Source organism: Polaribacter tangerinus (genome assembly GCF_038024095.1).
Classification (GTDB): domain Bacteria; phylum Bacteroidota; class Bacteroidia; order Flavobacteriales; family Flavobacteriaceae; genus Polaribacter; species Polaribacter tangerinus.
In genome coordinates this window covers 1,752,075-1,778,524 of sequence record NZ_CP150668.1, presented here as the reverse complement: position 1 = coordinate 1,778,524, position 26,450 = coordinate 1,752,075, and the positions used below count along the sequence as shown (strand labels likewise).

The 26,450-nt window shown below is 30.5% G+C and carries 21 protein-coding genes; 4 read left to right on the top strand and 17 right to left on the bottom strand.

Annotated features, from left to right (window positions below):
• Positions 1 to 34 precede the first annotated feature (34 nt).
• The 8 genes from WHD54_RS07810 to WHD54_RS07775 all read right to left on the bottom strand — a co-directional run bounded on the left by WHD54_RS07810 (position 35) and on the right by WHD54_RS07775 (position 10,927).
• Positions 35 to 2,233 carry a patatin-like phospholipase family protein gene (locus WHD54_RS07810; protein WP_088324721.1) on the bottom strand — a complete coding sequence of 733 codons (2,199 nt, stop codon included), beginning with the start codon at positions 2,231 to 2,233 and terminating at the stop codon, positions 35 to 37.
• An 18-nt stretch (positions 2,234 to 2,251) separates the two neighbouring features.
• Positions 2,252 to 4,051: an excinuclease ABC subunit UvrC gene (gene uvrC / locus WHD54_RS07805; RefSeq protein WP_088324722.1), complete on the bottom strand. Its 1,800-nt coding sequence runs from the start codon at positions 4,049 to 4,051 to the stop codon at positions 2,252 to 2,254.
• A gap of 84 nt (positions 4,052 to 4,135) precedes the next feature.
• Positions 4,136 to 4,732 carry a DUF4230 domain-containing protein gene (locus tag WHD54_RS07800; RefSeq protein ID WP_088324723.1) on the bottom strand — a complete coding sequence of 199 codons (597 nt, stop codon included), beginning with the start codon at positions 4,730 to 4,732 and terminating at the stop codon, positions 4,136 to 4,138.
• Positions 4,733 to 4,773: 41 nt separating this feature from the next.
• Positions 4,774 to 5,388 carry a lipoprotein signal peptidase gene (locus WHD54_RS07795; protein ID WP_088324724.1) on the bottom strand — a complete coding sequence of 205 codons (615 nt, stop codon included), beginning with the start codon at positions 5,386 to 5,388 and terminating at the stop codon, positions 4,774 to 4,776.
• A 44-nt stretch (positions 5,389 to 5,432) separates the two neighbouring features.
• Positions 5,433 to 6,038 (bottom strand): hypothetical protein, encoded by a 606-nt coding sequence (locus WHD54_RS07790; protein WP_088324725.1) that lies wholly within the window; start codon positions 6,036 to 6,038, stop codon positions 5,433 to 5,435.
• Positions 6,039 to 6,151: 113 nt separating this feature from the next.
• Entirely contained in the window at positions 6,152 to 6,529 is a 378-nt protein-coding gene (locus WHD54_RS07785; protein ID WP_088324752.1) for a TraR/DksA family transcriptional regulator, read from the bottom strand.
• 4 nt (positions 6,530 to 6,533) lie between these two features.
• Positions 6,534 to 10,007, bottom strand: a complete 3,474-nt coding sequence (gene ileS / locus WHD54_RS07780) for an isoleucine--tRNA ligase (RefSeq protein ID WP_088324726.1) — start codon at positions 10,005 to 10,007, stop codon at positions 6,534 to 6,536.
• 164 nt (positions 10,008 to 10,171) lie between these two features.
• On the bottom strand, positions 10,172 to 10,927 hold the full coding sequence (locus tag WHD54_RS07775; protein WP_088324727.1) for a TerB family tellurite resistance protein: 756 nt from the start codon (positions 10,925 to 10,927) through the stop codon (positions 10,172 to 10,174).
• 160 nt (positions 10,928 to 11,087) lie between these two features.
• Between WHD54_RS07775 and WHD54_RS07770 the strand changes: the two genes are divergently transcribed.
• From WHD54_RS07770 to WHD54_RS07760, 3 genes are all read left to right on the top strand, one after another.
• Complete coding sequence (locus WHD54_RS07770) at positions 11,088 to 11,498, top strand: BrxA/BrxB family bacilliredoxin (RefSeq protein ID WP_088324728.1); 411 nt, start codon at positions 11,088 to 11,090, stop codon at positions 11,496 to 11,498.
• 86 nt (positions 11,499 to 11,584) lie between these two features.
• A complete protein-coding gene (locus WHD54_RS07765) occupies positions 11,585 to 11,824 on the top strand; it encodes a hypothetical protein (protein ID WP_088324729.1) in 240 nt (79 codons plus the stop codon).
• A 1-nt stretch (position 11,825) separates the two neighbouring features.
• Positions 11,826 to 12,485: an HD domain-containing protein gene (locus tag WHD54_RS07760; protein ID WP_088324730.1), complete on the top strand. Its 660-nt coding sequence runs from the start codon at positions 11,826 to 11,828 to the stop codon at positions 12,483 to 12,485.
• A gap of 23 nt (positions 12,486 to 12,508) precedes the next feature.
• Here WHD54_RS07760 and WHD54_RS07755 read toward each other — a convergent pair whose 3' ends face one another.
• Complete coding sequence (locus WHD54_RS07755) at positions 12,509 to 13,378, bottom strand: AraC family transcriptional regulator (protein ID WP_088324731.1); 870 nt, start codon at positions 13,376 to 13,378, stop codon at positions 12,509 to 12,511.
• Positions 13,379 to 13,584: 206 nt separating this feature from the next.
• Here WHD54_RS07755 and WHD54_RS07750 point away from each other — a divergent pair, with 206 nt between their 5' ends.
• On the top strand, positions 13,585 to 14,163 hold the full coding sequence (locus tag WHD54_RS07750) for a hypothetical protein (RefSeq protein ID WP_088324732.1): 579 nt from the start codon (positions 13,585 to 13,587) through the stop codon (positions 14,161 to 14,163).
• 61 nt (positions 14,164 to 14,224) lie between these two features.
• Here the strand turns inward: WHD54_RS07750 and WHD54_RS07745 are convergent, their stop codons facing one another.
• The 8 genes from WHD54_RS07745 to WHD54_RS07710 all read right to left on the bottom strand — a co-directional run bounded on the left by WHD54_RS07745 (position 14,225) and on the right by WHD54_RS07710 (position 26,371).
• The gene (locus WHD54_RS07745; protein ID WP_088324733.1) at positions 14,225 to 14,998 is read right to left on the bottom strand and encodes an enoyl-CoA hydratase/isomerase family protein; all 774 of its coding nucleotides are present in this window, start codon (positions 14,996 to 14,998) and stop codon (positions 14,225 to 14,227) included.
• Between the two features lie 23 nt (positions 14,999 to 15,021).
• Positions 15,022 to 16,437 (bottom strand): sensor histidine kinase, encoded by a 1,416-nt coding sequence (locus WHD54_RS07740; protein ID WP_088324734.1) that lies wholly within the window; start codon positions 16,435 to 16,437, stop codon positions 15,022 to 15,024.
• A 368-nt stretch (positions 16,438 to 16,805) separates the two neighbouring features.
• A complete protein-coding gene (locus WHD54_RS07735) occupies positions 16,806 to 20,159 on the bottom strand; it encodes a class I tRNA ligase family protein (protein WP_088324735.1) in 3,354 nt (1,117 codons plus the stop codon).
• A gap of 125 nt (positions 20,160 to 20,284) precedes the next feature.
• Positions 20,285 to 20,698 carry a hypothetical protein gene (locus tag WHD54_RS07730; RefSeq protein WP_088324736.1) on the bottom strand — a complete coding sequence of 138 codons (414 nt, stop codon included), beginning with the start codon at positions 20,696 to 20,698 and terminating at the stop codon, positions 20,285 to 20,287.
• A 138-nt stretch (positions 20,699 to 20,836) separates the two neighbouring features.
• Entirely contained in the window at positions 20,837 to 21,394 is a 558-nt protein-coding gene (locus WHD54_RS07725) for a DUF2911 domain-containing protein (protein ID WP_088324737.1), read from the bottom strand.
• 223 nt (positions 21,395 to 21,617) lie between these two features.
• A complete protein-coding gene (gene feoB, locus WHD54_RS07720; protein ID WP_088324739.1) occupies positions 21,618 to 23,729 on the bottom strand; it encodes a ferrous iron transport protein B in 2,112 nt (703 codons plus the stop codon).
• Positions 23,722 to 23,961, bottom strand: a complete 240-nt coding sequence (locus tag WHD54_RS07715) for a FeoA family protein (protein WP_088324740.1) — start codon at positions 23,959 to 23,961, stop codon at positions 23,722 to 23,724. Before WHD54_RS07715 ends, feoB begins: the two co-directional genes overlap by 8 nt.
• A 112-nt stretch (positions 23,962 to 24,073) precedes the next feature.
• Positions 24,074 to 26,371 (bottom strand): M28 family peptidase, encoded by a 2,298-nt coding sequence (locus tag WHD54_RS07710; RefSeq protein ID WP_088324741.1) that lies wholly within the window; start codon positions 26,369 to 26,371, stop codon positions 24,074 to 24,076.
• Positions 26,372 to 26,450: the final 79 nt, after the last annotated feature.

Below are 26,450 nucleotides of genomic sequence, written 5' to 3'. Positions count from 1 at the left end.
GCCATAAATTATCACTGATTTATGGCTTTTTTTGTTAAAACCAAAAACCTAAGTTAAATAAAAACTGACTTTGGTTAATGTCTGGAGACCAACTGTATTTTATTTCTATAGGACCTAAAAAAGAATTGTAACTATACCCAAGCGCGTACCCAGATCTAATATCTTTAAATACATCTATATCTTTAAAAACATTGTCATCTAACCTTGCATAATTTGCAATAAAAGACAAGTAGTGTTTGTCTTTGAAATTATAACGAATGTCGAATTGAGATTTTATAAAAGAGGTATTGGATAACTCTGCAAATTCATACCCATAAAACGTTACAAAATTATTAATGTAATTTTGGTTATAACCACCCAAATAGAAATCGAAAATTGTGGCAGTTGGGTTGCCAATGGTAAACCCTGCATCATGTGTGTTTTGAAAGGTAACTCTTTCAAAAAAAGTCTTTGCAAAGCCTACAGTTCCTTTTGCTTGAGAAAACATTCTAAAATTATTATTATAATCCGAAGAACTCAAAAACCATTTAAAATTAAGGTCGGCAAAAACTCCTTTTGTGGCAAAATATTTTTTATTGTAGGTATCTAATTTTAAGTAGCCGAAACCACTGTAATAATTACTTTTATCAATAATAGTTTCCTGATTAGTTACCGAGCTTAATGTTTCTGTAGATGCTTTTAACCATTTGTGCTCTAAACCCAGACCTAACGCAAATTTTCTACTAAAAGTAGTTTGAAAAAATAGTTGATTAGTAAAATCTGTAAAACTTAAATCGATGCGACTTACATTTGGAAAATTAACTACTTGATTAAATTTAGAATTACTGTTAAAATGATTGTATCTAGAGCGAAAACCATAACTAATATAAAATCCATTATCTACAAAATAATTTAAATTATACCTTAAATTATCTCCTAAAATCATATCAATAGAAAATAAATCGTTGTTAGAAATTAGATTTTTTTTATTAAAAGTAGCAATAGCACTCGTTTTATAGAGTTCATCATAATGTACACCCAGCTTTAAATTTGCTCTTTCATTAGATTCTCTTATATTAAAATCTAAGCGGTAGCCTCCTTTTTTATTTTCTTCTAAATGATACGTAATTCGATTGTAATTTCTGGTTGCAGATAATAAATATATTTTCTTTGTAATATCTTGCCTAGATAAGCTATCTCCTTCTTTTAAGTTTAGTTTACCTAGTATATATGCCCTTGTATAATTATTTGCACCAACTATTTCTATATCTGAAATTAATAATTTTTCGGCATGAAATGCACGTTTAATTTTTTCCTTTTTATTAGCTTGCTTAGTAGCTATCTCTCTAAAAATAACACTATATTCTTTTGCCTTTTCTTCACCAATTGTTAATATTTTTGCTTTGTCATTAAAATCAACCATTCCATAATTGGAAATTTCTGGTTGTATATAAACATCAATTTTTTTCCTTTCTTGGTCTGTTTTTTGATACATTTTATAACTAACCACCTGATTTAAAAGAGAAACAATAGAATTTATTTTTTCTTTTTTAAAGAGTTTTCCTTCTACATCTACGCCAATTACAATATCAATTCCTTTTTCCTTTAAAATACTAACCGGAAAATTATTTGCCAACCCACCATCAATTAACAATTTACCATCAATTTCTATTGGGTTTAAAAGAGAAGGAATTGAGCCACTAGCTCTTAAAGCTAAAGGCAAAGAACCCTTTTCTAGAATTACAGGTGCGCCATTTTCTACATCCGTAGCGATACAAAAAAAAGGAATTGGTAACTTAGAAAAATCTTGAGGATTATTTATATCATAAAACAATTCTAATAATAAATTGAGAACATTTTGCCCTTTAGAAATTCCTTTTGGCAAGCCTATTTTTCCATTTTTAACAGGAAAGGTAATGACTGTTTTTTCTCCATATTCTTTTTCAAAAAAAGTTTCAGAGTTTCTTGGTAAAACATCTCTTAAAACAGCCATAAAGTCGGTTTCCTTAACTATTTGCTCTATTTGTTCTCCAGAGTAACCAACCGCGTATAATGCACCAATAATTGCGCCCATACTGGTGCCTCCTATATAGTCTATTTGCAACCCAGCTTTGTCTATTTCTTTTAAAACCCCTACGTGAGCAAATCCTTTGGCTCCACCGCCACTTAATACTAATCCTACTTTTGGTTGCTTTTCTTGGGATGATACGCTGAGTGCAAATAGCAGTAAAAAAATAACACATTTTAATTTCATACTATTTTAATTTTTTTATTATTCTTGCTTTTTTGGGTGATAAAAAGCGTAAATTTTAAGTGCTCTTGAATGACCAATACTTGCTTTTAACTCCTCTAAAGTAGCTTCTTTTACTCGCTTTGCAGATTTAAAAGTACGTAATAAAGTTGTAATAGTTTGTTTACCAACATCAGGTATTTGCTCTAACTCCGACTTAATAGCACTTTTACTTCTTTTATTTCTATGAAAAGTAATACCAAATCTGTGCGCTTCATTTCTTAAATATTGAGTAATTTTAAGTGTCTCAGACTTTTTATCTAAATATAACGGCACTGGATCTCCTGGATAATAAATCTCCTCTAAACGCTTTGCTATACCAATAATAGCAATTTTACCTCGCAAGCCTAGTCTTTCTAAAGCTTTCAACCCAGAAGATAATTGTCCTTTTCCACCATCAACAATTATAAGTTGTGGTAATGGCATTTTTTCTTCTAACAAACGTTTATATCTTCTAAAAACAACCTCTTCCATAGAGCCAAAATCATCTGGACCAACTACAGTTTTTATATTAAAATGTCGGTATTCTTTTTTGCTTGGCTTTCCATCTCTAAAAACTACACAAGCAGCAACTGGGTTAGTACCTTGTATGTTTGAGTTATCAAAACACTCAATATGTCTGGGCTCTACAGATAAACGTAAATCTTTTTTCATCTGAGCCATTATACGCTTTACGTGCCTTTCTGGATCTACAATTTGTACTTGTTTTAATTGTTCTACTTTATAATAACGTGCATTTCTTTCCGAAAGTTCTACAATTCGTTTTTTATCGCCCAAAACAGGAACAGTTACTTTTATGTTTTCTCCAATATTTACCTTAAATGGAACATATATTTCAGGAGAAATAGAGTTAAAACGTTGTCTAATTTCAACTATAAAAAGTGCCAAAAGCTCTTTGTCGGTCTCATCTAATTTTTTCTTAATATCTGTAGTATGAGACTGAATAATTGCTCCGTTAGATATTTTTAAAAAATTAGCATATGCATGAGTTTCATCTGAAATTATTGAAAAAACATCAACATTATTAATTGCTGGATTTACAATGGTAGATTTCGATTGATAGTTACTTAATAAATCTAGTTTTTCTTTAATTTTTTGTGCCTCTTCAAACTCCATGTTTTGAGCATATGTATGCATCATTTCCTGAAACTTGTCTAAACTTTCTTTAAAATTACCTTTTATAATATTTCGAATTGCCTTAATAGAGTTGTTATAATGAGCTTCTGTTTCTAAGTTTTCGCAAGCTCCCTTACAGTTTTTTAAATGATACTCTAAACATACTTTGTATTTACCTTCATTAATATTTTGATGACTTAAGTCGAAATTGCAAGTTCGAAGTGGGTATAATTCTTTTATAAGACTTAATAAAATTTTTACTGTTTTTAAAGAGGTATAAGGACCAAAATATTCAGAGCCATCTTTTACAACTCTACGCGTCATAAAAACTCTAGGAAAGCGTTCGTTTTTTATACACAACCAAGGATAGGTTTTATCATCTTTTAATAAAACATTGTATCGCGGACGGTGTTTTTTTATGAGATTGTTTTCTAATAATAAAGCATCAGTTTCGGTGTTTACAACAATGTGCTTAATATTTGCTATATTTTTTACTAATACTCTAGTTTTTCCACTATCGTGATTTTTAGTAAAATAAGAACTAACCCTTTTTTTTAAGTTTTTAGCTTTTCCTACATAAATAATTACTTCATTTTTATCAAAAAACTGATACACACCTGGCGTGCTTGGTAAGGTTTGTAACTGAAGTTCTAAAGATGCAGACATAGTACGAATTTACATAATTTGAAGTTGAAAAATTAAAGAAAATTTGAAAAAATTAAAAGTAGATTATTTTCAATAAAACTAATTTTAATCTTTAAAATTGACCAACAAACCTGAATTGGTATTGTCTACAACTTGCCAATTGAAAATACTAGAAAGTTGATAAATAGTTTTAATTTCTTCAAAAAATCGCTCTTTTGCCTCATTTTTTAAGCTCGAAAGCTGCATTGTTTCTTTTATTTTTTGAATACTTTTTTGATGTAGCTTATTTAGTTCGTCTTTCGAAAAAGTATTAAACTGACTTTGCTGCAAGTCGAAATATTTAATTTCGGGAGAAATGGTAACCTCTTCTTTTGGTAATTTTAGAATGTATATTTTATTGTGTAAACTGTCTATTTTTATTTCTAACTTAGACAAATCATACCCAACCTCTACAGTTGCATTTACAGAAATTATTGCTTTTTTATCGAAAGAAAGATAATCGTAAAAATACTTTTTAGAATCGGAGTAATTGTAAATTTCTGAAAAACTTCCGCTAGCTACTACCAACTTTTTTAGGTTTTTTATAGAATTTACCACTACTTGTATTTCTTCTTTTTGCTCTTTTTTTATTTTTGGTGCATACCAAAAACTAGCTGCTAAAAAACCAACTATAAAAAGGACAAAATACTTTATGGTACGCATTTTTAAATTGATTAGCGTTCTACAAAAAAAGAAAATATTAATTAAGCCACTTTGTCTTCCTCTTTAGGAAAAGCTTGTTTACTAAAAATAAATAATAGTGCCACTCCTATACTTATAAAAGCATCTGCAGGGTTAAAAATATATTGAAAAAATGTAAAAAAATCTCCTCCAATAAATGGCAGCCATTCTGGTAATGTTCCTTGCCATATTGGAAAATAAAACATATCTACAACTTTTCCATAAAAAAGGTTTCCGTAAGGGTTGTCTGCAAAAAGGGTTGCAACACCATTTGTAGGAGTGTTAAAAATAACACCATAAAAAACAGAATCTATAATATTGCCTATTGCTCCCGAAAAAATTAATGAAATAGCAACTATTACTGCGTTATGAACTTTTGCTTTAATAGTAGTAATTAGCCAATACATAATACCCGATACGGCCAATAGCCTAAACAAAGTTAAAAATAATTTACCTGCTTTTCCTCCAAATTCAATACCCATTGCCATACCATTATTTTCGGTAAAATGAATTCGAAACCAATCGAAAATAACAACCTCTTCTCCTAAAACAAAATTCGTTTTAATATATATTTTGGTAAGTTGGTCTATAATAATGGCAATAAAAATCGTAAAAATTGCAAGGTTTTTTTTAGACATTTGCTTAAAATTTTGTGCAAACAAAAATAAGAATTTAATTGTGTTTATTGGGTAGTTAAATAAATATTAGCATTTATAGAAGTTACCTTAAAATGGTTGTGAGAATTTATTTGATTTTTATAAAAATTGTCTTGCTCTCTTTTTTTATCAATTGTTATAATTCCGTTTCTTGTAACTATTGCTGTATTTGTATTTTTAAGAGTGGCAAAAACAGTGCCTTCAAATAATTTAATTATTGAATTTGCTTTTACGGTATGCAATTTTAAGATGCCTTTTTCTATGTAAATATCTAAATTACTTTCTAAACTTTTAGACTCAATATTTACAGAATTTCCAAAAAAAATTACTTTTTTACCTATGGGTATTTTTATAACTGCATAGGCTCTTTGCAGTCTTTCGGTAATATATTTTCTAAAAATTGGTTTCTCCGATGGAAGCTCTTCAATATTAAAGTTTATATTTAATAAGCCTTTGTTTTCCTGTGTAACAATATGCTGCTTTAAAGGAGAAGCAGCAAATAATGTAATTTCAACAAAATTAGAGGGAGAGTTTTCTATCGTTAAATTGTCTAACCCTTTGGTAGAAATTTCTATATTATCGGTAGTTATTTCAAATGTTTTAATTGCTTTTTTTTGGGAATAAAAAGACATATAAAAAAAGCAACACGTTAAAAACAACCATTTATTCATATGATAATATGCTAAGAAAAAAGACCAATTACAAACTAAAAAAGCTTCCTAATAACAGGAAGCTTTTTTTAAAATTATTGTTTTCTTTTTGCCTCAATACTTAAAGTTGCATGTGGCACTAATTTTAAACGTTCTTTCTGAATTAACTTTTTAGTAACTCTACATATTCCGTAGGTTTTATTTTCTATTCGTAACAGCGCGTTTTTAAGGTCTCTTATAAACTTTTCTTGACGAATTGCCAACTGAACATTTGCCTCTTTACTCATTACATCAGAACCCTCATCAAAAGATTTAAAAGATGGAGAAGTATCATCTGTACCATTATTTGCATCATTCTTGTAAGAGCTTTCTAATAACTCTAAATCTTCTTGTGCTCTGGCAATTTTTTGCTCTATAATTTCTTTAAATTCTTGTAATTCTTCGTCTGAATATCTTAATTTAGATTCTGCCATGTTGTTAAATTTTTTCAATTAATATGCTACTTTTTATGGTATCAAATTCAATTTGAGTACCGTTGTTTAACGCATCAACAAAAACTAATTTTTCTGTTAATGTTTCACTCATTATGTAGGCTTTGTTATCTAAAATTGCTTTTTCTAAATTGGCATCTTTTAAAACTGTTAACTGTATTTTATCTGTTACTTCTAAGCCTGAGTCTTTTCGGGCATTCTGTATTCTGTTTACCAATTCTCTAGCCACACCTTCTTTTTCTAGTTCATCGGTAATTGTAACATCTAACGCAACTGTTAACGCGCCTTCATTTGCAACCAACCAGCCAGCAATATCTTTTGATGATATTTCTACATCTGAGAGTTCCAAATTTATATTTTTTCCATTAACTTCTATAGAAATGTTTTTATCTTTCTCTATTTTGTTAATATCTTCTTTTGAAAACTGCTGAATTGCAGCTGCAATAAAACGCATGTCTTTTCCGAATTTAGGGCCTAAAGCCTTAAAGTTTGGTTTTATCTGTTTAATTAAAATATCTGAGGCATCCTCTAAAATTTGAATTTCTTTTATGTTAACCTCATTTTTTATCAGGTTTGCAACTGCTAAAATTTCTTCTTTTTGTTGCGCCGATTCTACCGGTATCATAATTTTTTGTAGTGGTTGTCTTACTTTAATTTTTTCTTTAGCTCTTAAAGATAAAACCAATGAAGATATTGTTTGCGCATTTTCCATTTTACGCTCTAAACTAGCATCTACAAAACTTGCGTTGTATGTTGGAAATTTAGCCAAATGGATACTTTCTGAACTTTCTTTTGCTGTTACCGAATTTAAATCTTGATACAACCTATCCATAAAAAATGGGGCAATTGGGGCCGCCAATTTTGCAATAGCAATCATGCAAGTGTATAAAGTTTGATATGCCGATATTTTATCTGTTTGATAATCTCCTTTCCAAAAACGCCTTCTACTTAAACGAACGTACCAATTACTTAAATAATCTTGTGTAAAATCGGATATTGCTCTGGCAGCTCTTGTGGGCTCATACGCTTCGTAAAATTTGTCTACTTTTTCTATCAACGTATGTAATTCCGACAAAATCCAACGGTCTAATTCTGGTCTTTCATACAACGTAATGTCTTCCTCTTTGTAAGAAAATCCATCAATATTTGTATACAAGGTAAAGAAAGAATAGGTGTTATAAAGTGTACCAAAAAACTTTCTTTTAACCTCTTCAATTCCTTCTAAATCGAATTTTAGATTGTCCCAAGGATTGGCGTTCGAAATCATATACCAACGGGTGGCATCTGCTCCGTAAGTTTTTAAAGTGGTAAAAGGATCTACCGCATTTCCTAAACGTTTCGACATTTTGTGTCCGTTTTTATCTAATACCAATCCATTAGATACTACGTTTTTATAGGCAACAGAATCGAAAACCATTGTTGCAATAGCATGTAATGTGTAAAACCAACCTCTAGTTTGGTCTACTCCTTCTGCAATAAAATCGGCTGGAAAAGCTTCATTTTTATCAATTTTTTCTTTATTTTCGAAGGGATAATGCCATTGTGCATAAGGCATAGAGCCAGAATCGAACCAAACATCTATTAAATCGCTTTCTCGTTTCATTGGCTTACCACTTGCAGAAACCAGTACAATCTCATCTACAATATTTTTATGCAAATCTATTTTAGCATAATTCTGTTCTGTATTATTTCCTACCTCAAAATCTTCGAAAATATCTTTCGCTAAAAATCCTGCTTTTACAGCTCGCTGCATTTCTTCTTTTAATTCTGCAACAGAACCTATACAAATTTCTTCTTTTCCGTCTTCTGTTCTCCAAATTGGTAATGGAATTCCCCAGTAACGAGAACGAGATAAATTCCAATCGTTCGCATTCGCTAACCAATTTCCAAAACGCCCAGTTCCGGTAGAAGCTGGTTTCCAGTTAATCGATTTATTTAAACCATGCATTCTATCTTTCACGTCGGTTACTTTTACAAACCAAGAATCTAAAGGATAGTATAAAATTGGCTTGTCTGTTCGCCAACAATTGGGATAACTGTGCTTGTATTTTTCTACTTTAAAAGCCTTATTTTCATTCTTTAATTTTAATCCTAATCGTTCATCTACCGATAGGTATTTGTCCTGGTTTTTTAAGACTTCTTTTAAGTTGCTTTGCTGTATTTTTAGTTCGTTTTCAACATCTTTTTCATTCAAATATTCTGCCTTTACATATTCTCCTGCAAAACCATAAATACTGTCTTTAACTTCTTTTCTAAACCTTCCTTGCAAATCTACTAAAGGTACCAGATTATCGTTTTCATCTTTTACCAACATAGGTGGTATTTCTGGTACTGCTTGCTTACATACAATAGCATCATCTGCTCCAAAAGTAGGTGCAGTATGTACAATTCCGGTTCCATCTTCTGTAGTAACAAAGTCTCCAGCAATTACTCTAAAAGCATTTTCTGAATTGTCGTTTGGTAACACATAATCTAATAATTGTTCATATTTTATACCTACTAAGTCGTTTCCAACAAATTCAGAAACTATTCTGAATGGTATTTTTTTATCAGAAGAATGGTATTTTTCTATTTCTTCGGATGTGGTTACCTCTTCAAATTTTTTATCGAACTGTTTTGATATTAAATTCTTTGCTAATATTACCTTGATAGGTTTAAAAGTATATTGATTGTATGTTTCTACCAAAACATACTCAATTTTCGGACCAACCGTTAATGCTGTATTACTTGGTAAAGTCCAAGGAGTGGTTGTCCAAGCAATAAAATAAACGGTTCCTTCATTTTTTAAAAATTCTGGCAAAGAAGAAGTAACCGCTTTAAATTGTGCTACCACTGTTGTATCGGTAACATCTTGGTAAGTACCAGGCTGATTTAATTCATGCGAGCTTAAACCTGTTCCTGCTTTTGGCGAATATGGCTGAATAGTATACCCTTTGTAAATAAGGTTTTTAGAATAGATTTCTTTTAACAACCACCACACAGATTCCATATATTTAGGTTCATAAGTAATATACGGATTATCCATATCTACCCAATACCCCATTTTATTGGTTAAATCGTTCCAAATATCTGTGTATCTCATTACTGCTTTTCTACAAGCAGCATTATAATCTTCTACAGAAATTTTGGTACCAATATCTTCTTTTGTAATTCCGAGCTCCTTTTCTACACCCAATTCGATAGGTAAACCATGCGTGTCCCACCCTGCTTTTCGTTTTACTTGAAAACCTTTCATTGTTTTGTAACGCGGAAAAATATCTTTTATAGCACGTGCCAAAACATGATGCACTCCTGGCAATCCATTGGCAGAAGGCGGTCCTTCAAAAAAAACATAAGGAGTAGCTCCTTCTCTAGAGGTTACACTTTTTTCAAATATGTTATTTTCTTGCCAATAGTTTAGAATTTCATCTGCTACTTTTGGTAAGTCAAGACCTTTATATTCAGGAAATTTCGCGCTCATTTTGTATCTTTTCTTATAAGTTTGCGAAATTAATCATTTTCTAGTAATTCTTTGTTTTATAGCACAAAAAAAAAAAGAGTTTGTAAGAACTCTTTTTACTGTTTTTATATCAATTTTAGATATTTTATCTATTTAAATACGTGTAATTTTTTAACATTGAATTATTAGATTCCTCTTTCTTTTTTAATTTTTTCATAAGCATTTTGTATGCTTTGAAACTTTTCTTTAGCTCCTTTTAAATGCTCTTCACCATACCCTTGTAATTTATCTGGGTGATATTTTTTTACCATTTTTCTGTAGGCTGTTTTTACAGCATTATCCGAAGCAGACTTATCTATTTCTAATATCTTATAAGGAGCATCTGCATCATTATAAAACATTGCTTTTATCGATGTATAATCGTTATTATTGATATAAAGATACCCTGCAATTTTTCTAATTTCCTCTGTTTCACTTGCTGTTACAAAACCATCTGCCTTTGCAATACCAAATAAAAAATGCACTAATTGCAGGCGAGAAGCATGTGGCATATGAGCTCTAATTTGAAGGCATACTTGCCTTGCAGATATGTCTTTTTTAACAACACCTTTAAACAATTTAAAGGCACTGTTTGCTCGTTCTTTTCCATACATTCCTACAAACTGAGTTCTTACAAAATCGAGTTCTCTTTGGTCTATTTTTCCGTCGGATTTTATTACGATAGAAGCCAACACTAGCAAACTCATTTCAAAATCACCCGAATGTGTGTTTGCGGTTTTGCTTTGATTTCTTCTTTGTTGGTATTCTTCTTGCTCTCTAATTAAATCTTCTTTCGAAAACCCATCTACAAAACTACCCACTGCAAACCCAATTGCTGCACCTATTGGCCCACCAAAAGTAAAACCTAAACCGGCACCTAACCACTTGGTAAAACTTCCCATTAAATTATTTTTATGATTTTAATTTAGCTCAAAAATAGGATTTTTAAATGAAAACAAACAATATCAATTTTATTGATATTTCTATTGATACTAGCTTTTATATAAGTATTGAATTTTCCATCTCAAAGCCATATCTTTGCAACCTAAATTTATAAGTATTATGTATCCAGAAGAATTAGTAAAACCAATGCGCGACGAGCTAATAAACGCAGGTTTTGAAGCATTATATACCAGCGAAGATGTAGAAAAAGCATTATCAAAAGAAGGAACAACATTAGTAATGGTAAACTCTGTTTGTGGTTGTGCTGCAGGTACAGCAAGACCCGGAGCTATTGCCTCTTTAGGTGCAGAAAAAACACCTACCAACTTAACCACAGTTTTTGCAGGTGTAGAAAAAGAGTCTACACAAAAAGCAAGAGAATATATGGTTCCTTTTCCTCCATCATCTCCAGCTATTGCATTATTTAAAGATGGTAATTTAGTACACATGCTAGAGCGTCATCATATAGAGGGTCGTTCTGCACAAATGATTGCTCAGAACCTAGCACAAGCTTACGACGAGTTTTGTTAATCTAAATTATTAGATAAACAATTTTTAACCTTTAATAAATCCACGTAAAAAACGTGGATTTTTTACTTTTACTAAAACAATTTTATATGGCATCCTTATTTTCTAACTATTCAAAAGAAGCGCTTCAAAAGAAATTAAAATCTCAAAAAAAGATGTTTTATTTAAAAGTTATCATTGTAATATTAATGATTGCTTTTTCTATCTTTTACACATTAGAAAATAACATTTCTTTTTACACATTCTTACCTTTATTTTTCATTCCTATGACAATTTACATGTACTTAGAAATGAAAAAAATTGCTAAAGAATTAAAGTCTAGAAAATAATATGAACCAAGAAACAGTAATTGAAAACACCATCAGTTTTGTAAAAAAAACGCTTAAAAATGCCGAGGGTGGTCATGATTGGTTTCACATAGAGCGCGTTTTTAAAAATGCTTTGTTAATTTCTAAAGATGAAAATGTTCATATTTTTACGGTTTCATTAGCCGCTCTTTTGCATGATATTGCCGATGCAAAATTTTATGATGGTGATGAAACTATTGGTCCCAAAAAAGCCGAAAATTTTTTAAAAAAACAAGGCGTCGAAGAATCAATTATTACTCACGTAACCAATATTATTAAACACCTTTCTTTTAAAAATTCTCTAGATAGTACGAAAACAGTTTTTAGCTCTAAAGAATTAGAAGTTGTACAAGATGCAGACCGGTTAGATGCAATTGGCGCCATTGGCATTGCACGATGTTTTAATTATGGTGGATACAAAAACAGGCCTTTGTACAACCCAGAAATTCGTCCTAATTTAAAAATGACCAAAGAAGAATATAAGAATTCTGAGGCTCCTACAATTAATCATTTTTACGAAAAATTGTTACTGTTAAAAGATAAGATGAATACCAAAACCGGAAAAAAAATTGCTGAAAACAGGCACCTGTTTATGTGTCATTTTTTAGAGCAATTTTATAATGAATGGAATGGTTTAAAATAGGCTCTTCAATCTAACAACACTATTTATTGTATTAAATTAAGCATTTCACTTCTGTATTTAGATGCCGGCTTTCCGGTAAATTCTTTAAATAATTTATTAAAGTGAGAAAAGTTATTAAAACCGCATTCAAAACTTACTTCGGCAATACTCATGGTGCTTTCCGACAATAATTTTGTTGCATGAACAACTCTATATTCATTTACTAATTTAGTAAAAGTTTTGGTCGTTGTCTTTTTAAAAAATCGACAAAAAGCAGGAACTGTCATACTTACCAAATTAGCAACCTCTTCTAAGGGAATTGAGCGATTAAAATTTTCATTTATATGCTTAAAAACCAAATCGATTTTTTCGTTGTCTTGTGGTTGCGTTTCAAAAGCAAAACCATCTGCATTTAAAATAGTATAGTCGTCGGTTTGTGCCAACTCTTTTAAAATATCTAAAAAAGATATAATTCTTGTGGCTCCTTCTACATTTACTAAATCTTCTATTTTAGCACCAATTCGTTTTTTTATTTCAATATTAAAACGAATTCCCTTTTTTGCTCGCTCAAACAATTGGTCTATCAAAGCCATTTCGGGTATCTTAAAAAAAGAGGCTCCTAAAAAATCGGGCTTAAACTGAATTAAAGTTTCAGAACCATTGGTTGTTAAACGGTCCATAAATCCCATGTGTGGTAAATTAGAACCAATTAACACCAATTGACTATTATTAAAGTAACTAATATGATTTCCAATATGACGCTTTCCTTTTCCTTTATTTACATACACCAACTCTATTTCTGGATGAAAATGCCAAAATGCTTTGTGCTGTTTTAAAAATTGTACGTGCTTTTTTACCAACAAAGAACTTCCAAAACTGGGGGTAATTTTTTCTAAAGTAGGTTTTGTTTTCATAGTGCTATAATTACTGAACAAAATTACGACAGAAAAAAGGAATATAATGTATAAAATTACCATAATTATATACAATATTAACTTTACATTAAATTAACATTCTTAAAAATGATAATTTAGCATATATATTTGCCAATTCTATTGTTTTTTACCTTTTAAACCTGCTCTAAATTTGCAGTGTCAATAAATGATAAAAAATAAAAAAAATGAAAAATTCTTTAAAAAAATTAGCAATTGTTGTTTTAATGTTGGGAACATTAGTAAACTACGCCAATGAAAAGAGCACCTCTATTTTAGAAGGTAAAAAAATAAAAATTACCTATAAATATGTAAAGGCAGGGAACACACTTTCTATTAAAAATGAAAATGGTACAACTTTGTACAAGTTAGAGATTAAAAAAACTGGAGTGTTTTCTAAAATTTATGATTTTTCTAGTTTAAACGATGGTAAATATTACACAGAATTAGAAAAAGACTATGAAATAATTACTAAAAATTTTGCAATTAAAAGCAATGCTATTGTAAGCTTAGAAGAAGATACAGTAACTTTTAAGCCAGTAATTAGAACAGAAAACAACTTAATTTTAATTTCTAAAATAGACTTTCATAAAACACCTATTAGCTTAACCATCTATTACAATGATGATACTATTTACTCAGAAAAAATAATTGATTCTGAAGATATTTTAAATAGAATTTATCAAGTATCTAAAGATAAAAAAGGAAGTTATAGAGTTGTTTTAAATAGCAACAATAGGTTATATACTAAAGAATTTAAGATATAACTTATTTTTAACTGTAGTTTGATAAAAAGCGCAATATTAATATTGCGCTTTTTTTATTTTCCTAAAAATTTGGTTTTCTTTTTTCTAAAAAAGCGGTGGTTCCTTCTTTAAAATCATCTGTTCCAAAACAAGCGCCAAAAGAAACAATTTCTTTTTCGTAACCGTTTACACCAAATTCAAAATTAGCATTTACTGCCTTTATAGCGGCTGCAATTGCCACTGCAGAGTTTGAGACTATTTTGTTTCCCAACTTTTCCGCCAATGCCAACAACTCTTCTTGTGGTACTACATAGTTTACCAAACCAACACTTTTTGCTTCTTCTGCACCCAACATACCGGCCGTCATGATTAGCTCCATAGCCTTTCCTTTACCAATTAATTGTGGCAAACGCTGAGTGCCACCATAACCCGGAATAACTCCTAAAGACACTTCTGGTAAGCCCATTTTAGCGTTTTCTGATGCAATTCTAAAATGGCAAGCCATAGCTAATTCTAAACCTCCGCCAAGTGCGAAACCATTAATTGCGGCAATAACAGGTGTTGATAAATTTTCAATTAAATTAAAAACACGCTCTTGACCAGATCTTGCTAAATTTGCACCTTCTTCTTCCGAAAAGTTTGCAAATTCTGCGATATCTGCACCGGCTACAAAAGCTTTTTCACCAGTTCCTGTTAGTATAATTACCTTTACAGAAGTAGTGGCATTTAAAATAGTAAAAGCCTCGTGAAGCTCTTGCAAAGTTTCTTTATTTAACGCATTTAATTTTTTAGGTCTGTTAATTGTTACAAATCCTAAAAAACCATCTTGCTCTACTATTAAATTTTCAAAGTCCATTGTTATATTTTTTTGCTGTTATCTTAGGTTATACTTTTGGGTAAAACGACCTTAAAAACGGTTCCTTCTCCAAGTTTAGAGGTAAAAGATATTCGACCGTCATAGGCTTCAATAATATTTTTTATCATTGCTAATCCTAAGCCCATTCCACTATTTTTTGTTGTAAATTTTGGCTCAAAAATAAAATCTTTTACATCATCAGAAATTCCTTTTCCATTATCTGAAACTACAATAATTAAATTTTCTTTGTCTTGTTGTACCTTTACCGTTATATAAGGATTCTCTTCATATTCTGTTGCTTGTATAGCATTTTTTACCAAATTTGTTACAATACGTATCAACTGAGTTTTATCTAAAAAAGCATATAACTCTTTTTCTTTGGGTTGATAGGTAATCGATTTTTCGTTAAAAATATCTAACGCAAATTTTACCACACTAATAACTTCTATTTGCTCTTTATGTTGAGTAGGCATTTTTTCAAAATCAGAGAAAGCTACAGCAATGGCACTCATTACATCAATTTGCTGAATTAACGATTGGCTGTATTCTTTTAATTTTATTTTAATATTAGGATCGTTTTCATCAAATTTTCTCTCGAAACTTTGAACTGTTAAACGCATAGGTGTTAGCGGATTTTTAATTTCATGGGCTACCTGTTTTGCCATTTCTCTCCAGGCTTGTTCTCGTTCGCTTTTAGCTAATTTTGCAGCACTAATTTCCAACTCATCAATCATGCTATTATAAGCATCTACTAAAACCTCTATTTCTGAACTAGCTTTATTTAAAATAATTTTTTCATTTCTTTGATGCAAACGTGTCTGTTGCATTTTGTCGGAAATAGTTTTAATAGACCTTGTAATATAACTCGATAAGAAGTAAGCAATTACAATAGCAATAACAAACATAAAAATATACACCAAAATAAGACGTGTTATAAACTCTCTTAACTCATATTCTATCTCAGAATTATCTTGTGTAAATTGCAGTTCTAATATGGCAATTCTTTTGAATTTGGCGTCACTTATATACGTGTAGGAGGTTTGATAACTAGTGCCCTCTATCTCGTTATTTTTTAAAATTCTATGATTCGAATTTAAGGATAGTTCATTTATAATATCTTTTGGTAAGTTTTTTACCGTAACTTCTTCAAAAGCATTGGCAATAGAAGATTTTAATAACTTTCCGTTTAAATCAAAAAAAGCAATATTTAACCTATTTATAGAGGATATTTCATAGATACGTTCCTTAAAAATTTTTTCTATATTCTCGGTATTTACAGCATAGCTCGTTTTGTTTTTTAATTCGAGTTCTATTATTTGCTTTGCTGTAGTCTCTTTTCTTTCAAAGCGTTGTATGTTGTAATCTTGTGTTTGTTCGTCGTATTGATATACTGTAACTCCTAAAATTAAAATAGAAGCTAATAACACCAAAAATATCATCGATAAGAAGATACGAATTCGTAAAGAAATGTTTTTAAAACGAATCAAACTCTATAATTTTTTAATAAAAAGGTATTAATTAACTTACAAAGTACCAAGGTAATCAAATAAAAAAGTCGATACAAATTGAATACTAACTTTTAACTTTATATATCGACTTTTTTACTTACGATAGAAAAGTATAACAACGATTTACATTAAAAACTGTTGTTTTTTAAGTACTTAAAAAACAAACCAAAAAATATAAAAAATAGCCGTTAACTGTATAAAATTACAGATAGGTTTTGCTACTATATTTAATTATAATGAGTAGGTTTTTGCAGTTGTATATTTTTTAAGGAAATATGAGTTATTTCTTACAATAACATTTAGCCTACTATATTTACAATTTTACCGGGCACTATAATTACTTTTTTGGGAGTGTTTCCTGCCAATTGTGCTATTGTTTTTTCATGAGAAAGCACTATTTTTTCAATTTCTTCTTTTGATAAATCTAGTGGTAATTCTAAAGTAAACCTCATTTTTCCATTAAAAGAAATAGGATAATTTTTAACACTTTCTACTAAATGCTGTTCGTTAAAAACAGGAAATGCTGCTGTAGAAATGGAAGTTTCGTGCCCTAATAAACGCCATAATTCTTCAGTAATATGAGGCGCATATGGCGATAATAATATTAATAGAGGTTCTAAAATTTCTCTTTTATTACATTTTAATGCAGTTAAATCGTTTACAGCAATCATAAAAGTAGCTACTGAAGTATTGAAAGAGAAATTCTCAATATCATCGGCTACTTTTTTTATTGTTTTATGTAAAACTTTAAGCTCTTCTTTACCGGCCTTTTCTTCTGAAACTAAAAATACATCTTCTTTAAAATAGAGTTTCCATAGTTTTTTTAAGAAAGAAGATACCCCCGAAATTCCTGAAGTTTTCCATGGTTTAGTTTGCTCTAAAGGCCCTAAAAACATTTCGAATAAACGCAAGGCATCGGCACCATATTCTGTAACAATATCATCTGGATTTACAACATTGTATTTAGATTTAGACATTTTTTCTACCTCTCTACCAACTTTATATACCTCATCTTCTAAAAGAAATTCAGCATTTTTGTAGTCGGTATTTAAAGGATGATTTTTAAAACCTTCAACATCCATCTCGTCAGAGGCATTTACCAGAGACACATCTGCATGAATAGGGGTTTTTACTATTAGAACTAAATCTGCAAAATTTTGATGTAAATATCCTTTATCTAAAAGGTAATTTTTAACAACAGTCTCAAATTCATCCTCAGAAGAAAACAAATTTTTAGAAACAAAAACCGTAGGTATTTTCTCTAAAACATCTGCATTAGAGGAATCTATATTACAACCATTTTTTACAAAAGGTGTGGCTCTATATACAAAGGCAGAAGTTCCTAAAATCATCCCTTGATTTATTAATTTCTTAGCAAACTCATCTACTGGAACGAGCCCTTTATCAAAAAGGAATTTTTGCCAAAAACGGGCATATAATAAATGTCCTGTTGCATGCTCTGAACCACCAATGTACAAGTCTACTTCCCGCCAATAATTTAAAGATTTATCACTTGCAAATTCTTCGGTATTCGTAGCATCCATGTACCTATTAAAATACCATGAACTTCCTGCCCAACCTGGCATTGTATTTAATTCTAGAGGAAAAACTGTTTTATTATCTATTAGATTATTACTAACAACTTTTGCTGTTTTTGTGTTCCATGCCCAATTTGTAGCGTTTCCTAATGGTGGATCTCCAGCTTCTGTAGGCAAATATTTTTCTACTTCTGGTAAAATTATAGGGAGTTTTTCTGGTGCTATCATTTGAGGCATTCCGTTTTTATAATAAACAGGAAATGGCTCTCCCCAATATCGTTGCCTACTAAAAACAGCATCTCTAAGTCTGTAATTAACTTTTCCGTAACCAAAACCACGCTTTTCAATTTCGGATATAGCTAATTTTAAAGCCTTTTTATAAGGTAAATCTGATAAAAAATCTGAATTAGCAATTATCGTTCCTTCTTTTTCGGTGTGTGCTTCTTTTGAAACATCTACTCCTTTAAAAATATTGGGAACTGGAATACCAAAATGTTTGGCAAAATCATAATCTCGTTGATCTCCACATGGCACTGCCATTACGGCTCCGGTACCATAATTTGCCAATACATAATCGCCAATCCAAATTTGAACTTTTTCTCCCGAAAAAGGGTGAATAGCATACGCGCCTGTAAAAACGCCAGATATTGTTTTAACATCTGCCATTCTATCTCTTTCAGAACGTTTTGCAGTTGCTTTAATATAAGCATCTACTGCAGATTTTTGTGCTGGTGTAGTTATTTTAGAAACCAACTCATGTTCTGGTGCTAACGTCATAAAACTAACTCCGTAAATTGTATCTGGCCTAGTGGTAAATACCGCTATTTCATAAGAACTACTCCCCGAAAGATTGGTTTGTTTTGTTGGCTGATGATCTAGTTTTTTAGGAAACTGAACGGCAGTATTTATTTGCGCTACTACTTTTTCTACATTTTCTAAAACCTCTTTTTCTGTAAAACGAATTATATTAAAACCTTCTTTATTAAAATAAGTGGTTCTTGCTTGTTCATCTTCTTTCCCAGAAATTTCTACTATTAAATTTTTTGAAACACACACAAAATCGACTAAAAAAGAACCAATTGTGTACTTTTTTCTAAATTTTGACGCTCCTTTTTTATCTTTTATTACTTGCCAAAGAGCCGCTTCTGCTTTGGTAGCATTTTTTCTAATTTCTTTTAAATCTTCTAATTCTTTGTAAGATAGTTTTATTGCGGTGGTTTCTTTTTGCAATTGTGATGCTACCTTAAAAGTAACCATGGCTCCTTCACTTCTACCAATCCAATTTGTTTGCGCATCTTTTAGTGGCTGTGGCCAATCTATGTGTTCTAATCCGTCTAACAATCTTTGTGCATAGGCAGAAATTCTCATAGACCATTGGGTCATTTTTTTTCGAACTACTTCATGCCCTCCACGTTCAGAAACCCCGTTTACAATTTCATCATTAGCCAAAACTGTTCCTAGTGCCGGGCACCAATTAACTTCTGTATCGGATAAAAAAGTAAGACGGTATTGTAAAAGAATCGTTTGCTTTTCTTTGCTAGAAAATGCTTTCCATTCTTTGGCTGTAAAAGACTGAACATCTTCATCGCAAACTGCGTTTACGTTTTTATTGCCAGCAGTATTAAATATTTTTTCTAAGGTAGAAATATCTTCTGCTTTGTCTGTACCTTTATTGTACCACGAATTGTAGAACTGAATAAAAATCCATTGTGTCCATTTGTAATATTCTGGACTAGAGGTTCTTACTTCTCTACTCCAATCAAAAGAAAAACCAATCTGGTCTAATTGCCTACGATATGTTTTTATATTTTGTTCTGTAGTTTTTGCCGGGTGTTGTCCAGTTTGTATAGCGTACTGTTCTGCTGGTAAACCAAAAGAATCATAGCCTTGCGGATGCAAAACATTAAACCCTTTATGACGTTTGTAACGTGCATAAATATCACTAGCAATATAACCTAAAGGATGCCCAACATGAAGACCGGCTCCACTAGGATAAGGAAACATATCTAATACATAATATTTTGGTTTTTCAGAATTTGTTGTTGCCCTAAAAGTCTGATTTTCTGACCAAAATTTTTGCCATTTTTTCTCTATTTCTTTATGATTATATTGCATGAGTAATTGCTTAATTAAGCTGCAAATTTACATTTAATCTTTGTAAGCAAAAAACAGATTTCCTTTAAATTAAAAGCGACTTTCAAAATGAATTGAAAGTCGCTTTTAGTATCTTAACTTTATGCTTACAAACACTCTTTATAATTACTATAATTTTCATAAAGAACACTATGCAGTTCATTATCTCTAAAAAGTGAAACAATGGTATTGTTGCATGAAAACACTAATTCATACTCATAATTAGTATTATTTACACTAATAATTAAACGATTATTTGCAATGCTATAACTTTGGGTTCCAGGAATTGGTGTTTCTGAAAACTGATTGTTTTGTCCGTAAAAAGTATATTTTACTCCGTTTGAAAAAGTGTGTTTTACACGATCTTCAAAACCTTTTAACAGCCATTCGCTATTTTCTAAAAGCACCACTTTTTCTGATATTGATAATGGAGAATCATCCTCTGAGCTTTTGCAATTAACAAAAGCGATTGAAAGAAATAATAATAGTAAAAATCTAAAATTAATAATTAAAATTTTCATTTGATGTACGTATTTAACTTAGCTGAAGTAAGCCACATTATTTGATAAATGTACAATAAAATGATTAAAACCTTTATTTTGAGCAGAAAAAAGCCATCTAGTAGGATGGCTTTCTGTAAATAAATAGTTGTATTTCTTTTACTTTTCTGAGGCTTCAGAAACATCGGTAGAAATTGGAACAGAAATTACAGTATTTTCCCAACCCATTTTTAATGTTTTGTCGGTATCAAAAATCATAGAAAAAGCTTCTATAGTATCTGTTGTTTTCGAAACGTATCCCTTTACTCTTACAACGTCCTCTTCTTTTTTGTAGGTATAATGACCCCAAACATTTTTAGCTTTATTTAAAATAACAGTCCAATCTCCTGTTTTAGATGGTATTGTAAATAAAGAATACGTGCCCGATGCTACTTTTTCTCCTCCAAAAATTACATCTTTATAAAATGTAATTTCTGCTGCTTCATTAGCACCTGTTCGCCAAACCTTATTAGGTGGCGCTAACATTTCTAAGCTTCTTCCTTTTAACTGAGGACGGCCATACACCACTTTTAATTCTTTATTAGAAACTCTCCAACTATCAGGAAAAGTAGCAGCATCCATAGGACTTTTATCTAATGGCTTAAATTTTTGTGCTTGTGTAGTTGAAACCACAAAAAGACAGGTTAAAATAACTAGTGTTAAAATATTTTTTTTCATTTGTATAATATATTAAGTACGTTAGTATTGACTCAAAAATAAAAATCATTCTAAAAAAACCCTACTAATTTTGTGTTAATTAAAACCAACAGAAAATTATAGTTTTTTTAATGACAATCGCAACTCGAACTACAATTCCCTTTCTTTTTTGTTGGAAAAACAAACTTTTTCAACAAAAAAACAATAGAAACTACTAATAGTAAATAGGCTATAATTGCTTGCATTAACTTAAAATTTGATACACTAAAAAGGATGATATATACGCCAATAATCCCATACCAAAAAGCTGAATTAATGGCCATTTCCATGACTTTGTTTCTCTTTTTACAATTGCTAAGGTTGCCATACACTGCATTGCAAATGCGTAAAAAACCATTAACGACATGCCCACAGGGAAATTAAAGCGCTTTTTTCCGGTATCAGGATTTATTTCAGATGCCATTTTCTGTTTAATAGTTGCAGTATCTTCATCGTCTGAACCTACACTATAAATAGTAGCTAATGTTCCTACAAAAACCTCTCTGGCCGCAAAAGAAGTAATTAATGCAATACCAATTTTCCAATCGTAACCTAATGGTTTTATAGCAGGTTCTATTGCTTTTCCCATAATACCAATATAAGAATTTTGTAGTTTAGCAGCAGCTATTTTTTGTTGCAATTCTTCTGATGAAAGTTGTTTATTTACTTGGTTTTCTATTGTGTTTTTTTCGGCATCATCAAAAGATGCTGGTCCGTTAGAAGCTAAAAACCAAAGTATAATTGAAAGTGATAGTATAATTTTTCCTGCCCCAAATACAAATGCTTTTGTTTTTTCTACTACTTCAAAAAACACATTTTTAACTGAGGGAACTTTATAATTTGGCATTTCAATTACAAAAAAAGACTTGGAAGTAGTTTTTAAGGTTTTATGTAAAATATAGGCGGCTAAAATTGCCGTTGCAAAACCCAAAATATACATAAACAATAGTACTAACCCTTGTAAATTTAAAAAACCTGCTACTTTTTTATTCGGTATTACCAACGCAATTAAAATAGCATATACTGGCAAACGCGCCGAACAAGTAGTAAATGGTGTAACTAAAATGGTAATTAAACGTTCTTTCCATGTAGCTATTGTTCTGGTTGCCATAATTGCAGGAATAGCACACGCAGTTCCCGAAATTAAAGGAATTACACTTTTACCGTTCATTCCAAAACGACGCATTATTTTGTCCATTAAAAAAACTACTCGGCTCATATAACCCGTTTCTTCTAACACTGCAATAAATAAAAATAAAATAGCTATTTGTGGAATAAAAATAAGTACACCACCAATACCAGGTATAATTCCTTCTGCCAATAAATCTGTAAAAACACCTGGCGGCAAGTTCTCTTTTGTTACGTCCGATAAATTGGCAAAAACAGCATCTATGTAATCCATAGGAATGGTAGCCAAATCGAAAATAGATTGAAAAATAATTAGTAAGATGAAAAAGAAAATAAAATATCCAAAAAACTTATGTGTAAAAATTTTATCTAATTTACTTCTTATATCTGTTGCTTTCGATTTGTCTACTAAATAGGTTTTTTGTAAAATTTTATTAATCTCTTGGTATCTGTAAATGGTTTCTTTATGCTGATACTTTTTTAATTTGGCACTATCTTTTTTAAAAGCTTGTAGTTTTTCTTTTTCTTGCTTACTTATGGAGTCTGGATAATTATTTTGGGTAACCATTAGCCATAATTCATACAAAGAATAAGAAGAACTAATTTCTTTTAGTTTCTCGAAATAATCAGGATCTATTTTAGAATTTATACCACATAAAGGAGATGCTTTAGCGGCAACATGACACTTAATAATGGCTTCTTTAACCGCTCTTATACCAATATTTTTTCTGGCACTTATTAAAACAACTTCAGAGTTTAACTCTTTTTCTAATGCAGAAACATCTATAGAAATTCCTTTTGCTGCCATTTGGTCTACCATATTAATAGCCAATACTGTAGGTATTTCTAAATCTTTTATTTGAGAGAATAATAATAAATTTCTCTTTAAGTTTTCTACATCTGCTACTACTAAAATTACATCTGGAGACTCTTTAATATCTTTTTTTAGTAAGGTTTTTAAAACAATACTTTCATCAATAGATGTTGGATTTATGCTGTATGTGCCAGGTAAATCTGTAATAAGTGCTTGGTGTGTTTCCGTTAATTTACACGTTCCTTGTTTTTTATCTACCGTTACACCCGGATAATTCCCTACTTTTTGATTTAAACCTGTAAGTTGATTAAACAATGAGGTTTTACCAGTATTTGGATTTCCAATAAGTGCTACTTTAATAAAGTTTTTAGACATCCTGTAAATTTACTTTTAGAATTTGAATTTGTGCAGCTGTTTCCTTACGAATTGCTAAATGGCTTCCATTTACACAAATATAAAGCGGATCGTTTAATGGTGCTATTTGAACTAGCGTAACTTCTGCTCCTGGCAAGCACCCCATTTCTAATAATTTTAGTGGAATAACCTCTAAAGATTCCTCAGAAATATACCCCATTTCACCTACAAGTAAAGATGCAATTGTGCTCAATTTATTAAATTTTACACAAAGATAATCATTTAGAATTGTTCTAAACAGTTTGCAATATTGAATTATAACTTCTTTAACTATTTTAAAATACTAGTAATTGTAAACTAAGAATTTAAAAGGATAAAGTTTTCGAAATAATTATGGCATCGTTTGTTACAAATGGCATTGGCATCATTTCTGGCGATCTTTGTTGGACATTAAATGAAGGGTGTGTTAATAAATCATAAGAAATTTCATTGACAATAAAACGGAACTTTTCGTTGGCATTTACAGAAAAAGAAAGTGTAATTTCTTGATCTGTATTTGCCATATGATAGGTTAAAAAAGTACCCTTATTTATAGTAAATTTTTTACCTTTATGTACCAAAGCGTCATTTACTTTAAATTGAGAAAAACTTAGACGCTCTCTGGTAGAAAGTTCAACTTTATGAACTTTTCTGTTAGGTATAATACTTATTTCTAAAAATCTTTTCGCACCAATAATAGTATCTATTTCATGTATAATGGTCGCTTGAGGTATGTTTCTAGAAACAGTTTTTTTATAGTATTTAAATTGTGTATTGTATTTACTTCTTGTTTCGGCATTTTTAATTCCTCCTTTTTCATAATCACCTTCAAAAACATGCTTTGTATAAGCATCTAAAGTAGTATTGTAAGTACCAAAATAGGCTTTTTGTGTATCGGAATTCTGAATGTAAACTAAACTATTTGGTTGTTTATTATCAATAGAAAAACTACTATTGTAAGTGGCCAAACCAAAGAAAATAATCATTAAAAAACCAGAGGCTTTTTGGGTAAACACTGCGTTCTTTTTATGAAAAGTAAGCACTAAAAGTCCGAATACTAATACCATAAATAGGGCACATATAAAAAGTACTTTTAAACCCAAACCAACTGGAAACATTTTTATCAATGGTGCAAAAATATATATCGTAGGAATAGATATAATTGTATATAAAATTGTTTTAAAAGCAAAATTTAGTTTACAGAGGGTTTCTATTAATAAAACAATTAGAGCACAAAAAACAGGAATTATAAAAAAACTAGCTCCTTTTAAATAAAGGGCAATAAGTATATTTAATAACAACCAGAAAAATAAGGGAGCAACGAGTAAGTTAACAGGCTTTTCTACAGAAGCAATTTTAGTATAAATAGTGGTTACTAAAAATAAATTTAAGAATACAAATGCAAAAATATAGGTATAACCGTTGTAGGTAAATCCATGTAAAATATCATTGTACTCTGTATGAATTTGAAGCAATAACTGCCACAAACCAAAAGTGATGCTGCTGCATAAAACTAAAGAAACTGTAAACGGAATAAAACCTTTTAAAAGGTCTTTAATTGTTAATTTATTAAGAGAGATGCCTAGAAAAACTATCACCAGAAATAGTAAAAAAGCAGTAATTAATAAAGGATAAATCCATGAAAAAGGATACGTTATCATTTTTACAAAAGGAAAATTAACGTATACATAATCTTCATCTGCATCGAAATCAGACAAATCAGAACCCGAAAAGTAAGAAAGGGTGGTCATTAAATAATCTGCTTGGTGTAGTAGAGAGGCTTTGTCTAATCGACTAAAAGAATCTTGGGCACTATGGTAATCGAAATGATCTCCTATGAATGCAAAATTAAAACCATTAATTGCCGCGTCTTCTCTAAAAACGGTTAAATCTGTATCATTTGGTAGCTTCTTATATACCGAATACATTAAAGAATTTGCGGCCGGAAAATTAGGTTTTGCAGCCAAAAAATGATGTAACAATTTACCATTTTTGCCATTTGTTTCCATTAACATATAACTTGGTCCTCCACTTCCCCTAGCCTCAAAATTTAATACCAATCCGATATCTTTTATAAAAGGATGACTATTTACAAAAGCTTGTGCTCCCAACAATCCAATTTCTTCGGCATCAGAAATTAATACAATAAGATCATTTTTTAGCACAGGTTTTGTAGCTAAAAAAGCACGTAACCCCTCTAAAATAGTTACTACGCCAGAACCAGCATCACTAGCACCCAAAGAAGAATGCGGATTCGAGTCGTAATGAGAAAGTAAGAGTAATGCCTTGTTTGAACTAGTTCCTTTTAGTTTTGCTACAATATTTTCGGCAGTGGTAGCAGAATTTTTACTGTTAACAACCGTTTCTACTTGAGTTTCTACTTCGAAACCCAATTTTTCTAATTCAGATACTATATAGGTCTGTACATCTTTATGATAACTAGTACCCACATAATGTGGTTTTTTTGTTATCTTTTTAAGATGATAAAGCGCTTTATCTATAGAAAAAACGGTGTTGCTTTTAAGATACTTATTTGTAATTACAGATGGTTTTAAATCTGTAAAACTAAGGTATACTACCCCTAAAATAATTAGAATAGAAATTACAGAAAAATTCTTTTTCATAGCTCTTTAATTAATTTTATAAATGTAAGAAATAAAAAAAAATATATCAAAAAGTAAAATAAAACAGAAATTTGATTAA